The organism is Desulfolithobacter dissulfuricans, from assembly GCF_025998535.1.
Taxonomy (GTDB): domain Bacteria; phylum Desulfobacterota; class Desulfobulbia; order Desulfobulbales; family Desulfobulbaceae; genus Desulfolithobacter; species Desulfolithobacter dissulfuricans.
This window is the reverse complement of record NZ_AP024233.1, coordinates 2,948,149-2,960,681: the sequence shown is the minus strand read 5'-3', so window position 1 is coordinate 2,960,681 and position 12,533 is coordinate 2,948,149. Positions and strand designations below refer to the sequence as shown.

Below are 12,533 nucleotides of genomic sequence, written 5' to 3'. Positions count from 1 at the left end.
GGTTCTCTGTGCTTTCGAGGGAGCCTGGTTGGTCTCCTGTCTGAAATATCAGGTTCTCAGTCGATGATGGCAATACCCCGGGGACGACCACCGAGCTCGATGTGTCCCGCTACCCTGCTGGTTACCGGATCGATGATGGTCAGCTCCTTTCGGTCCTCGTTTCCCACGTAGATCCAACGGCTGCGTACCACCTCCGCCAGTTCCAGCGGCCGACCGGACAGGGAGATGGAGCGTGTCACTCCCAGCTGTCCCGGGCTGAGCAGTGACAGGGATCTGGAACCATGGTTGGCAACGTAGATAAAGCCGCTGGTGGCAATAAGGCGGCGGGGTGAAAATCCCACCGGAATGCGACTGCGTTCCCTGTTGTTTTCCAGGTCATAGATGAGCACTGAATTGGCTCCGGATTCGGCAATGTAGAGCAGGGTGTCGTTCCACAGGGCCAACCCTCGGGTCGGCTGCCGGTGGAGATGGTCCGGACTGTGGACAGGGTTTCCGGATCGAGCAAAACCACGGTCTGGGCCATGCCAAGGCTCACGGCAACCAGGTTTGTTTTCTCCAGGTAGAGGACGAAACAGGGGCCGTAGCCGAGCCGGACCCGCTGATCGATATGGCCGGAGAGCATGTCCATCCGCAGAATATTACCCCGCTGCCGGTCGACGATATAGCCCCACCTGCCGTCGGGACTGAGCGCCATGTGCACCGGATCTCCGGTCATGGGCAGGGAGTAGGTCTCCACCACCCGGTTGGCCGAGGGGGCCACCTTTTTTATGTCCTGATCCCGTTGGGTCAGGACATAGAGGTTCTCCCGGGGAGTAAGGGGTGCCGGAGCCAGATAGGTCGGCTCGCCCCGTACGCCGAGGGAATCGTAGACCCAGTTCTTGTCGGTGCGGATCATGAACACGGTGTCGATATCCGGACAGGCCACGTAGGCCACGTCGGCCATGAGATGTTTGAGTCTGGGTGCCACCTGCAGAATCGGCTGGAAGGTGGTGTCGTTCTGGATGGAACGTCTCACGTCCCAGGTCAGAAACAGGGATCGCGAATCACCGGGGCCCACGTAGAGCGGCCCGCGCAGGGGCAGTTCCATGGAGGGCGAGGCCAGGGAAAGGGTGGTACTGCCGAGCCGGGCCTGGTCCAGGGTCAGTCTGAGACGGGAATAGCGTCCCTGGGGCAGGTAATTTCTGGCCAGAAAGCGTTGGCCGCCTCTCAGCTTGCGGGTGGATATGGTGACAGGCCGGTCGCTGACCAGGTTCCAGCTCCCGTTATCCGCCAGCACCTCCATGGCCTGGATGGTCAGCTCCACCGCCGGCCCTTCGCTCTGCCGGAGGTTGAGAAAGAGCGAGAGCTGGCCGCCGCTCTGAAACCGGGCCGGGTGATTGCTGTCATAGCCTGCTTCCGGTGGACCACAGGATACCAGCAGGAGGAGCAGTGCCAGTGGGATCCGGAAAAGGGCAAGGAGCTGATATGCTGACCTGGCTTGATGCTTCATGACGGCTCAGAACGTCTTGCCGTGAAGGTGGCATTGGTTGCAGTTGATGGGAGGGGGATTAGATCCGCCTCCAGGATGGCACCAGCCACACTGTTTCTGGACGTAGGGGCGATCACTGGCGAGATGGTGCACATATTCCCATTTATTTTTTTCTCCTGTACTGTAGCTGGAGTTATTCAGTCCTGCCTGCACGGCGTCGTAATCATCCATGTGACATTTTCTGCACAGATAACCCCATTGAACCGAGTCAGGATTGGTGATGTTGGCAGGTTGGTCGCTGGCGTCGGAAAGAGTACTGCTGTTGACCCGTCTGCGCAGCAGTCTGATATTGGGGGCACCATGGGGTTCATGGCAGTCTGCACAGGAGAGAACATAGGTGCCTGTTGCATTGTAAGGTCCTTTGATGGTGTCGCCGGGACTGTCACCGGCCGTGCCGTGTTTGTCTCCGCTTGAGGACCAGTCGATCTGGATGACCGTACCCAGCAGGGTGGAACTGATGGTGGTGGAGGTGTTGTGGCAGTCGGTACAGAATCCGACATAATCCGGAGTGTTGGCCCGGCCGCTTATTGCATCGGCGCTGCCATCCGGCTCCCGGTTGGTGGCGGTGTCGTTGCAGAAGGGCGGTTCATAGCTGGTGTTATACGCACTCCCCATGGTCTGGGTCGGGCCCCAGAGGGAAAAATGGTCCGTTGGTTTGGAAATGGCGGAGAACGCCGGGTCCCTGGTGTTGGCCAGGTTCCTCCGGGCCAGGTGCGGATTGTGGCAGGCGCCGCAGGGATTGGAATCATCGCGGAACCAGCTGAACTGGCTCCGGGAAAACGACCAGATATCATAGAGATTGTGATAGGATATCTGGTTCATGGCATCCATGATGGAGGTGGGACCACTACCCGCGCTGTCGCAGCCAAAGGTCTCGCTGTAATCCCGGTTCAGCACCTGCTGGACCGAGGCTGTGGAGTTGTGGCAGGAGAAACAGAAGTTGTCTGCTTCACTGTAAGGTGTGGTCTGGGCCGCGGTGTTGAAATTGGGGGTAAAGATTTCAAAGGCGGCCGGACCATTGGCCGGGAAGGGTTCGGCTCCCTCGATGCTGGCATGCTGTTCATGGCAGTGGGCGCAGTTGCCCCGGGAGTAGCCGGCCCCCGCCGGAGGCGGATCGCCTATGGTGGCCCGGTATACCCCGTCGGTGGCTGAACCGTGGGCTGAATCCATGTAGGGGCCGGCCTGGGTTGACCAGGGAATGAAGAAGCCGAGGCTGCACAGGGTGGTGACGAGCAGCCCGGTCCGCAGACGCGACCATGGGCTCCCGGCCGGACGGCCCGGCGGGCGCTGTCGGCAGGCTGATCCTGTAAAGAGTGTGTCCATGCGATCCATTTTTTTCAATCCTTGGCTGTATGGCAGACGGCGCAGCCGTTGAAACCTGCGGCGGGCCATGCCTTGTAGTTCCAGCGGAGTATACCGGCATAGGGCGTGCCATGGGCCCGGTGACAGGAGAGGCACATCACCACTGCGTCGTTCTGCACCGTGAAGACCGTGGTGTTGAGGGTGGTGGAGGTGTCCTCGGTGGCCACCGGCGAGATGACGCTGTAGGTGTTGTTTGTCCCCGAACCGCCGTTATACTGACGATATTCAGAGGAGGACAGGGCGCCCGACATGTCGAAGTCCGTGGGATGCCGGAGCCAGACCCCGGTGCCGAAGGTGGTTGACGAGGCCACGGAGCCGGAGCCGTCGTGGAAGTTCTGGTGGCAGCGGGCGCATTGAGAGCTTATGGTGCCTGGTGCCTGGTCGGTTTCGGAGGTCCGGTCCCGGCCGTAGTACTTGTTGTGCTGCAGATAATCCGGGTGGAATTCATACGCCGGATCCCGAGCCCCTGGATGGTATCGAGGAAACGGTAGCTCTTTGCCAGGGTGGTTCCATCCTGCCAGATGGTGTGGTCCTTGTAGTGATGGGTCCCTTTCATGGCAGATATCTGTTCACTGACACCCTGGCGGCCATGGCAGCCCGAGGTGCCGGCGCAACGGAGCTGGGTATTGAAGGTGCCGTCACCGCCGGGCGGCAGGGAAAGGGAGGCGTCCGGGGCGGCGATGCCGGCCACATTATGGCCGAACCGATCGTCGATCAGGGTGCCGCCGGCGGCGACCCAGTAGAAGTTGCCCCCGGCCAGGGTATTGGCGGTGGTTTCGGTGCCGGTGTCGCCGTACATGGGCGGACTGGTGTCAAAGACATATGGGGTGTCATTAACCCCGTTGTTGGTCCCGGTATGACAGCCGACGCAGTCAGAGACCAGCAGGGCATTGTTGGGGCTACCACTGTCGGTGACCGGAAAATTGTTCTGGGAGTTATGCATGGTATGGCAGTTGACACAGGGGCCCGTTACCCTGGCGCTGCCCGCGACCGGTATGGCCAGCAGCACTAAAACAGTACAGCATATCGTATGGCGCATCATTTGGCCCCCTCCCTATCTGCGGAAAACCTCGACCCTGGCATTTCCCTCGTCCACCACACAGAGCCCGCCCCACGGGTCAAACCGGAGTTCTATGGGATAATAGAGCTGTCCCTGGGCAATACCACCGCGCAGAAAACGATATTTGAATGAACCGTCCCTGTCATACACGGCGATATCGCGCCGGTGTCGGTCCAGGACATAGATATACCCGGACGGTCCCACGGCCAGGGAGACGGGAAAGTTGACATCATTGCCAAGCTCCAGCACCTGTTCCACCTGTCCGTCCAGGTTAAAGCGCTGGATGGACTTGTTGCGCTGGTCCAGGGCCCACAGTTTTCCATCATGGATCTTGAAGTCGACAAAGCCCCAGGGGCAGTTGTCGCAGGAAAAGAGTCTACGGGGGATCAGGTCGGCGGAATACTCGATGATGTTTCCGGTGGCCTTGTCGAGAACAAGGATATTGTCCTCCAGGGGTTCTATCCGGTCAGGATAGATGAGCCTGCCCTGATATCTCAGGGTATGGGGAACAACTTTTCGGGCCTTGAGGTCGATGTAGCTGAGCGAGTTCTTGCCCTTTTCCACCACCCAGATACCGCCCCGGCCGGTACGGATGATGTCGTAGGGGATATCAAGGGCCTTGCCGGCATTGAAGATGTGCAGAAGTTCGCCCCGACGGTCAAAGGAGAGCAGCCGGTTGCGGCCGGAGTCCACCACGTAGTAATGCCCCTTTTCTGCATCGACATACATGGCAGTGGGCATGATCATGGCATCTTTTGGTACATTTTGTTTGAGAACAAGGCTCCAGCGCCAGGGCGAACCGGCTGTTACCGTTACTGTATTATACGTCAAAAGCAGCGACAGAGTCAAAAATGACCCTGTCAGCCAGGCTGACACTCTGATCTTCATCGCACGATTACCTCATCGTTGTTCCGCAGCTGCGGAGTCCACGGCCGGCAGGGTAGCGGGGCAGCCGACAGGCCTGCACGTTCCGCCCCGGGTCTGGCTTAGTAGGTCTTGTGGCAAAGTACGCACAGCGCCTTCTTCCCTTCCTCTATCAGGTGATACTTGTACTCCGTGCCCATGGGATTATGGCAGGAAACACAGGTCACCATCTGGCCGGTATGTGAGTCCAGAACCTCGGGTCCGACCGGATGGGTGAACTTGCCCTGGTCCTCATGGCACTGGACACAGACATCGTTGCCATTGCCCCTGAGCATGGCCAGGTTCGTGGCCCCGTGGGACTGGTGACACTGGCTGCATTTCTTGACCGGCGGATGCTTGGATTTGCTCTTCTTGTAACCGGCCAGGGTCTCCTCATGGCAGGCCGCACAGAGCAGCCGTTCCGGACCCTTGAGCAGGGCCTTGTCATTGCCGGCATGGGGTGAATGACAGTTGAGGCAGGAGTTGCCTTCGTGCAGGGTCAGGTGGTTGTGGGGGCATACATCTGGCTCTTGACATGTTCATGACAGGTCAGACAGGCCGCCATGGTGTTGCCGCCCGGGGTGTTGTGGCAGGAGGCGCAGCCTTCCTCGTAAGGCTTGTGCAGAACATCGCGCACCAGGGCCGGCCGTTCGCTGCCATGGGGGTTGTGGCAGGAAAGACAGTTGGTGATTTTGCCGGGATAGTTCTTGTGGCTCTCGGCCAGCTGTGGCGCTTCGTGACAGGAACGACACAGACCGTCTGGTTCCCGGTTCAGCAACTCCAGGTTGTCGGCCCGGTGCGGCCGGTGGCAGGAGATACACTGACCCTCGGCAAAGGGTTTATGGGTGTTTTTGAATTCCCTGGGCAGGGTCTTGTGACAGCTAAAGCAGTCCTCTGCCAGATTGTCACGCACCAGAGCCTGGCGATTCGAGGCATGGGGGGCATGGCAGACGCTGCACTGGCCCCTCGACACCGGTTCATGGATAATTCCCTGCTTGAAGTCGGTTTTCTGTTTCTTATGACAGCTGTAGCAGAGGATATCTTCCCGGCTGCGCAGCAGGCCAGGGTAGCGGGCCACATGGGGGTTATGGCAGGTGGCACACTGGGAGGCGGTCACCGGTTCGTGCACATAGCGGGCCTGGAACTGTTTGGCATCGTGACACTGGAAACAGACCTCGGCGCTCAGGGCCGGAACCGGAGCCAGCCCCGAAAAGCCAAGGACAAGAACCAGACTGAAAAAGAGTTGGCGTACTATCATTTGGCCCTCCCGTCATGACAGGGTTTGCAGGTTCCCTCGAGAAACGGTGCATGGCCGACCGGGTAAAGCAACCCCTTGTCCGGACTGCCGTGGGCATCATGGCAGCTGATGCAGGAATCCGCTCCTGGTCTGATATTGGAGTGGGCCGCAAGAAAGTCGGTGGTTCCGCTTTCATGACATCGGACGCAGAGCGCTTCGGGTCTGGAGTTGATCATAGCCGGTTCATCCGAGCCATGGGCCCGGTGACACTCCATGCAGTTCTGCATGGCCGGCTTGTGAATCACGCCCTTGCGCCAGTCCCTGGCCACTTCGGTATGACAGGTGAGACAAAGCATAGGCTGGCCCTTTTTGAGGATATGTTCGTGGGGAGAGCCATGGGCCGCATGACAGCTGATGCAGTTTTCGTCCACGGCCGGCTGATGCACCACCGCGGCGTTGTTAATGGTGCTTTTTACGTCTTCGTGACAGGTGAGGCATATCCTGCCTGGTTTTTGCCGAATGACGTTGGCGTAGTCGGCGGCGTGCGGGGCATGACACTGCTCGCACCGGCCTTTGGCCACCGGTTCATGGGGCCGGATCGATTCGCCGGGTTGCTGGATGTTTTCATGGCAGGAAAGGCAGAGAGCGCCGTTTTCTCGGGATGCCTTGAGATATTTCTCTTCTTTTGCGCCATGCAGACTGTGACAGCCCACACAGTTTCCGGTGGCAAAGGGCCGATGGAGACTGAACCGTCCCTGTTCGTCCGACTCTTTCCGGTGACAGGAAAAACAGAGCTTCTTCTGGCTCTGCACAAGCAGAGAGGGATTGTAGGACTTGTGGGGCTGATGACAGGTGTTGCACGCCTTACCGTTCTCCGGCGGGTGCGAACCCGGGCTCTCTTCATATTGCCGGGCGTCATGGCAGGAGAGGCACAGACCCTTTTTGTCCGTTTTGAGCAGGTTCTTCTGGGCCGAGGCATGGCCATTATGACAGTCCAGGCAGTTGCCGCCGGCCACCGGTTCATGCACACTCTTGATGATTTTTACTTTTTTTGCCCCGGTGTTATCGGTTTCCCCGGACTCGGCCATGGGAATGTCTTCTACCCGGTGACAGGTGAGACATATCTTTTCCGGTGCCTCTTTCAGCAGTAGAGGGGCATCGCTGGCATGGATCGCGTGGCAGGAGGTGCACTTCCGGTCCACATGGGGTTTATGGCTGCTGCCCGTACTGCCCGGGTCTGGGGAGGTATGGCATTTCAGACAGAGATTGTTCGGTGTATCCCTGGTCAGGATTTTGTTCTTCTGAACCTGGTGACAACTGCTGCATTCCCCCTTTTTCACCGGCTGGTGGATATTTTTCCGCAGCAGGAAAGGCTGGTCCGCGGAGTGGGGCGTATGACAACGCAGGCAGCCGGTGGTAACGGGATAGTTGCTGTGGGCCGTGATGAACGATTTCCTGTCCACCTCATGACAGCTCATGCACTGGGCATCGGGCTCCTGGTTGAGCAGGGCGATGTTATCCGATTTATGCGGATTGTGGCAGGTCTGGCATCCTTTGGCCAGAGGTGCGTGGACCACTTTTTTCTCAAAGTTCTTCTGCTCGTGGCAGGAATAACAGTTCTCCGGCGCCGGAGTCTTGAGCAGGGCCGGATTCTGGCTGTTATGGGGCTTATGGCAGTTGGAACATTTTCCCGGCCCGGCAGGGTCATGGGCGGATTTCTGATCGGGAGCCAGCCTCAGGTTGTCGTGGCAGGAATAACAGAGGGATGGCTCTTTTTCGCGCAGAAAGAGCCCGCCGATGAGTCCGTGCGGCAGGTGGCAGGAGTTGCACTGGTTTTCCGCCACCGGTTTATGGACGTACCCCTGCTTGAACTTTTCTCCCATTTCCGGGTGGCAGTCCAGGCAGGTCTTGGCCTGGGCCTTGGTGGGCTGTTTGCTGGTCTGTACACAGGAGATCAGCAGGATACCCACTGCCACTCCCAGCAGCAACCACAACTCTTTGCCGGATATTTTATTTTTCATCTGTTGGTTCCATCTCATCTCTTAGTTTCTGCCAGACCTTGTCATTGATCTCTATGGTGGACTGCGCCCGCAGTCGCGCGAGAAAGGCCTCCCTGGCTGCCTTGACCTTTTCCTGGTAGAGTTTGTCGTGGATATGTTTCCTGACCCGGTCAAGCTCCATGGCCTTGGCCGGTTTTCTCTCCACCAGCTGGAGCATGGTCACATGCTCCTTGACCGTGAAGACCGGGCTTATTTCGCCGTTGGTCAGCTTGTCCACCACAGCCTTGACCTCCGCTTCCAGGTGATTGTACGGGATCTCCCGCACCGGCACCGGGTGGCCAAGCCGCTCCCTGGCCACGTCCATGAAGTTGCCGCCCATGGCCACCTCGGTCCACAGGGCATCGAGGGACTCCCGGGTACCTTCGACAATGGCCATTCGGATGATTTCCGGCTGGGTGAATTCGTCGATGTGTTCCCGATAGTACTTCTCAATTTCCTCGTCCGTGACCTGGGCCTCGGGGATGAAGAGCCGTTCTTCCAGGTTCCTGATCAACCGGTGCTGGCAGTAAAAGGTATAGACCCCCTTGAGGGGAGCCTTTTTCTCATAGCCCCGGGCCAACCCTTCCCAGGTGGTCAGGGTCTGGTCGATAATGCCGCTTAAGACCTGTTTCTTGAAATCATAATCACTGTCCTGGTTGAAGCCGTTCTGCTGTCTGAACCGCTGCAGCCTGCGAACCTGGGCCATGAATTGTTTTTCGGTTACCGAACCCCGGTCCGTGGTGATGACCGGCTCGTCGCCAAATGAGTCATCCGGGGCCTCGATATCCAGGGCCGCCAACCGCTTTTCGTCTACGACCACTTTGTATTTTTCCCGCAGCTTCTCGAGAAGCTCCCGGGTGCGAACCGTTTCCTGTTCCTTCCAGAGGGCATCCCGGATCGATTTGCGGACCGTGGCGAAATCCTCCCTGTCGCCCTCCTGGATATTTTGCAGCCGCAGGACGACAAAACCCTTCTGCCACGGGATGGGCTCGGTGAAGTCGCCCGGCTTGAGACCGCGGATAATATCAAGCCATTCCGGATTGACCCCCACCGGCCGATACCACCTGGTCTGCAGGGACACCAAGCCATCCTTGCCGATTTGCAGGGTCGAAAACTGCTCATCATCGGCCCGGCGGTCTCCAAATCTCTCCACCGTCTTTTCGGCCGCTTCCCTGGTGTGGAAGAAGAGGATGTTAAGCTGGTACATGGGCGCGTACTGCTCCTGGTAACGCTGCCACATCGCCTCGTCGCTGATATCGATTTTCCGGTCGACCTCTTCGGCCTTGAGCATCATCAGGGTCCTGGCCTTGAGAAAGGTGAGCACCTTTTTGCGGTAGGTCGGATCCTCGTAGAGCTTCATCCGTTCCGCTTCCCGGTAGAGCAGGGTCCAGTCGATAAAGGGGTCCGGGGTCTCCGGGAGGGGCTGGTCCTTTTCCCGCCAGTTCTCCCACCAGGTGCGAAAGTCCTCGGTGGTGTATTTCTGCCCGTCAATGGTAACGAGCGTGTCGTCGTCCCAGAACCAGCCTGCCTGGCCGGGAGAGATCGGTGCCAGCAGGATGATGAGACTGAAAAGGATGGTTCGGGTCAACGTCATGGGCATGGTGCAAGTCCTTTCTGGTGCCATAGGGTTATTATTTCCCGGGTCATGCGCCTGGCAAGCCCGGCAATGGTGTTGATTCGGCCAAAATGCAGTACTTCATGGTAATCCGTGCCCAGGCGCCGGTGATAGGTGGACCAGAGAACGGCGCCGGTCCGGCCGTCATGCAACCGCAGGATCAGGGTCAGTTCCGGCTGCATGTAGACCCCGCTTCGGGGTTCGCGCATGGAGAGAATCTCGCCGCTGATAAACAGCGACACCCCGAGTCGGCCACCGATGATTTCCAGTTGTTCCTGGCTGGGCAGCTGACTGGGATAGATCATCAGCTGCTGGTAGATTTCCAGGATGTCCCCTTCCGGGACAACCTGGTATCGGCCCGAAGCAACCAGCTCGGAAAGAAAGATCTTGTAGAAGATCGCCCCGCCCTGGGGATAGTTGCTCCTGTCGGCCAGCGGCAGCAGGGCCACCCGGCAGGACGCGTTTTCCGGCAGCGGCCCGAACACATCGAGCGTTGGCCCGGAACGGGCGCAACCGGCAAGAAGAACCACACCACAGAGTATGAGCAGGCGATGGTGCAGGGTCACGGTTCAGAATTCCTCCACCCATTCGGTTTCCACTTCGATATCTTCATCCTCGGGTTCTTCCATCCGGCGCAGCTGGAGCAGGTTGCGAATCCGACGCCAAGTCTTGTTGCCAAGCTCGTCCTGGGCCACCAGGATACATTCAATGGGGCCTGTGCGCTCTTCTTTCCTGGTCAGCTCCAGGGTCACGGTGGCCGGAAGCTCTTCCCCTTCAGCCAGTTTGAGCAGATGGCCGTCCGGGGCAAAGAACTTCATCCACCAGTACGAGATGGGCGTCAACTCCAGGTTATCCACATCCACCAGCAGCTGTCCCGTCTCTTCCGTGACTTCCAGGACAATGTCCGGCGGCTGGTGTCTGTACACGACCCAGGCCTCGGCCGAGGACTCCCGTCCGGCCCGGTCCCAGACCTTGAAAACAATCCGGTAGTCGCCATCGGGTGCCGTGGCTCCCAGGCTGGTCTTGCCACGCCAGGTCAGCCGTCTGGGCACATGCTGGGCCGCGCTCTGGAGGACGATAGTTTCATCCTGGTCATCCAGGACCATGACCTCCCAGCGGACCACCGGTTCGGGATTAAGCAGCTTGGGGATAATGATCAGTTTATCGCTGAAATAGAGTTCACCATCGATTTCTCTGGCCACCAGGTTGAGCGTAACCTCCGGAGGTTCGGTGTCCACCCCGTACGAGCCGATCACCAGTTCCTGTTCGGAGTTGTCGGGCCACCTGGCGTGCAGGGTGACGGTATATCGACCGGCGGCCTCCTGGGCCGGCCAGGTAGCGATGAAATAGTATCCCTCCCGGTCCAGGCTCAGGGGGTACTCCTGGTTACCGATCCTGGCGACTAGGTCCGGCTGAATCGGGTTTTCCAGCTGCTGGCGGTACAGCTTGACCTTGCAGGAAATCTCTTCTCCAGGCCGGGCATACTGTGGGGTCAGGACCACCGAGTCGATATTGAGCTCCTTTTTTGCCTCGGCCACCGGCAGGGTTTCCCTGGGCATTGAATCGAGCAGCCGGGAGAAAAAGTCCTGATACATGTCGTCGAGGACCCGGGGATCATGCAGTCCCAGCAGGGTAATCCTGTCGGCGAAATAAAGTTCCCAGGCATTGGACCAGATGATGACCCTGTCCGTGGTACGGATCAGCTGGAGGCTGAGGCTGATGGCAGGTCCGGGCTTGTCTTTCAGTTCGCAGACCGTCCCCACCATGGTGAACTCGGCGTCCAGTTCCTTTTTGACCATGGAGATTTCGTAACTGGTCAGCCGGCCCAGGGTACGGATCCGGTGGCGGACGAGAAAACGCATTATCGTATCTTCATCGACCAGTTCAAAATTCCGCTCCTCCAGCTGCCTGCGCAGCTGCGAGGTCAGTTCCAGGTTGACTCCGTTGGCGCCGATGGTCAGGTCCAGCAGCGGGAACAGGGCAATGGTCTGGCCCTGGGCTGCAAGAGGCCATGATATCCAGAGCAGCAGGGCCAGTATGAGTGCTCGGTGGTTGTGCATGATGTTAAAGCCGCTTGCCTTGCATTATTCCTGCCCGTGAACCTGAGTTGAGTCCTGGCGTTCGGCCCCCGTACCGCTGCACCGGGATTGCCGGTGATGGTATCTCCATGTGTCCCTCAGCTTTTTGCACCCGGTAACCTCGTCTTTACTTGGGTATGGTGGCCAGCATGTTCTGCAGCAGGTTGACGGTGAGCTGAAAACTGTCCAGCGGACTTAAGCCGAAGAGCCGGTCGGACAGCGAGTAGCCGCTCATGGTATCGCTGGTCCGCCAGAGTACCAGGGCCGACTGGGCGTCGAGCAGTTCCAGGGTCAGGGATATCTCCGGATAGCTGAACGATCCCTGGCGCCGTTCACCGAGACCGTTGACCGTACCGAGGATAAAGCCCTGGACCCCCAGACGCTGACCAAGCCGTTTCACCAGGGGCGCGTCCATCGGGGTATCCTGGTCGATGGCCATTTCCCGCAGCGCACTGTCGACGATGCCCTTGTCCACCACGTCGAAGATGCCCATGGCCAGGATCTGGGTGGCGGTTATATCACGGATTCGCTGAGCGGCGAAGTCATCCTGGGTGTTGTTTTCAAAGGGCAGAACAGCGACCCTGGTGACATATCCCAGGTCAACCCCTTCACGGACAAAGGTCGAGGTACTCTTTGTCTCCATGGTGGCACATCCGTGGAGAAGAAGGAACAGAGCTGATATCACGGCGTAGAAAATGGTCTTTTTCATGG

Annotated in this window: 13 protein-coding genes and 1 pseudogene; all 14 read right to left on the bottom strand. The window is 58.8% G+C overall.

The annotated features are described in order from the left end of the window. Window positions 1–56: 56 nt before the first annotated feature. Window positions 57–239 (bottom strand): YncE family protein, encoded by a 183-nt coding sequence (locus GF1_RS13220; RefSeq protein ID WP_267927021.1) that lies wholly within the window; start codon window positions 237–239, stop codon window positions 57–59. Then, window positions 236–1,489 carry a DUF4382 domain-containing protein gene (locus tag GF1_RS13215; RefSeq protein WP_267927020.1) on the bottom strand — a complete coding sequence of 418 codons (1,254 nt, stop codon included), beginning with the start codon at window positions 1,487–1,489 and terminating at the stop codon, window positions 236–238. The genes GF1_RS13220 and GF1_RS13215 overlap by 4 nt, the downstream gene beginning before the upstream one ends. 6 nt (window positions 1,490–1,495) lie before the next feature. Next, the gene (locus tag GF1_RS13210) at window positions 1,496–2,860 is read right to left on the bottom strand and encodes a hypothetical protein (protein WP_267927019.1); all 1,365 of its coding nucleotides are present in this window, start codon (window positions 2,858–2,860) and stop codon (window positions 1,496–1,498) included. 5 nt (window positions 2,861–2,865) lie between these two features. After that, the gene (locus GF1_RS13205) at window positions 2,866–3,201 is read right to left on the bottom strand and encodes a cytochrome c3 family protein (protein ID WP_267927018.1); all 336 of its coding nucleotides are present in this window, start codon (window positions 3,199–3,201) and stop codon (window positions 2,866–2,868) included. A 50-nt stretch (window positions 3,202–3,251) separates the two neighbouring features. Continuing rightward, entirely contained in the window at window positions 3,252–3,932 is a 681-nt protein-coding gene (locus GF1_RS13200) for a hypothetical protein (RefSeq protein ID WP_267927017.1), read from the bottom strand. A 12-nt stretch (window positions 3,933–3,944) separates the two neighbouring features. Further along, window positions 3,945–4,697, bottom strand: a complete 753-nt coding sequence (locus GF1_RS13195) for an NHL repeat-containing protein (RefSeq protein WP_267927016.1) — start codon at window positions 4,695–4,697, stop codon at window positions 3,945–3,947. 239 nt (window positions 4,698–4,936) lie between these two features. Next, window positions 4,937–5,149, bottom strand: a complete 213-nt coding sequence (locus GF1_RS13190) for a cytochrome c3 family protein (RefSeq protein ID WP_267927015.1) — start codon at window positions 5,147–5,149, stop codon at window positions 4,937–4,939. Further along, window positions 5,150–5,350, bottom strand: a pseudogene (locus GF1_RS16530) (cytochrome c3 family protein); the annotation flags it as partial. A 2-nt stretch (window positions 5,351–5,352) separates the two neighbouring features. Continuing rightward, window positions 5,353–6,111, bottom strand: a complete 759-nt coding sequence (locus GF1_RS13180) for a cytochrome c3 family protein (RefSeq protein ID WP_267927013.1) — start codon at window positions 6,109–6,111, stop codon at window positions 5,353–5,355. Beyond that, on the bottom strand, window positions 6,108–8,111 hold the full coding sequence (locus GF1_RS13175) for a cytochrome c3 family protein (RefSeq protein ID WP_267927012.1): 2,004 nt from the start codon (window positions 8,109–8,111) through the stop codon (window positions 6,108–6,110). The genes GF1_RS13180 and GF1_RS13175 overlap by 4 nt, the downstream gene beginning before the upstream one ends. Beyond that, window positions 8,101–9,723: a peptidyl-prolyl cis-trans isomerase gene (locus tag GF1_RS13170; RefSeq protein WP_267927011.1), complete on the bottom strand. Its 1,623-nt coding sequence runs from the start codon at window positions 9,721–9,723 to the stop codon at window positions 8,101–8,103. Before GF1_RS13170 ends, GF1_RS13175 begins: the two co-directional genes overlap by 11 nt. Continuing rightward, complete coding sequence (locus GF1_RS13165; RefSeq protein ID WP_267927010.1) at window positions 9,720–10,310, bottom strand: hypothetical protein; 591 nt, start codon at window positions 10,308–10,310, stop codon at window positions 9,720–9,722. Before GF1_RS13165 ends, GF1_RS13170 begins: the two co-directional genes overlap by 4 nt. Before the next feature lie 3 nt (window positions 10,311–10,313). Next, window positions 10,314–11,804 (bottom strand): hypothetical protein, encoded by a 1,491-nt coding sequence (locus tag GF1_RS13160; RefSeq protein ID WP_267927009.1) that lies wholly within the window; start codon window positions 11,802–11,804, stop codon window positions 10,314–10,316. A gap of 145 nt (window positions 11,805–11,949) precedes the next feature. Then, the gene (locus GF1_RS13155; RefSeq protein ID WP_267927008.1) at window positions 11,950–12,531 is read right to left on the bottom strand and encodes an LpoB-related protein; all 582 of its coding nucleotides are present in this window, start codon (window positions 12,529–12,531) and stop codon (window positions 11,950–11,952) included. Between the last annotated feature and the right edge of the window lie 2 nt (window positions 12,532–12,533).

Coding starts and splice junctions, on each gene's coding strand:
- GF1_RS13215 (WP_267927020.1), bottom strand. CDS start 1,489: ATGAAGCATCAAGCCAGGTCAGCATATCAGCTCCTTGCCCTTTTCCGG.
- GF1_RS13210 (WP_267927019.1), bottom strand. CDS start 2,860: ATGGATCGCATGGACACACTCTTTACAGGATCAGCCTGCCGACAGCGC.
- GF1_RS13200 (WP_267927017.1), bottom strand. CDS start 3,932: ATGATGCGCCATACGATATGCTGTACTGTTTTAGTGCTGCTGGCCATA.
- GF1_RS13195 (WP_267927016.1), bottom strand. CDS start 4,697: ATGATCATGCCCACTGCCATGTATGTCGATGCAGAAAAGGGGCATTAC.
- GF1_RS13190 (WP_267927015.1), bottom strand. CDS start 5,149: ATGCTCAGGGGCAATGGCAACGATGTCTGTGTCCAGTGCCATGAGGAC.
- GF1_RS13180 (WP_267927013.1), bottom strand. CDS start 6,111: ATGATAGTACGCCAACTCTTTTTCAGTCTGGTTCTTGTCCTTGGCTTT.
- GF1_RS13175 (WP_267927012.1), bottom strand. CDS start 8,111: ATGAAAAATAAAATATCCGGCAAAGAGTTGTGGTTGCTGCTGGGAGTG.
- GF1_RS13170 (WP_267927011.1), bottom strand. CDS start 9,723: ATGACGTTGACCCGAACCATCCTTTTCAGTCTCATCATCCTGCTGGCA.
- GF1_RS13160 (WP_267927009.1), bottom strand. CDS start 11,804: ATGCACAACCACCGAGCACTCATACTGGCCCTGCTGCTCTGGATATCA.
- GF1_RS13155 (WP_267927008.1), bottom strand. CDS start 12,531: ATGAAAAAGACCATTTTCTACGCCGTGATATCAGCTCTGTTCCTTCTT.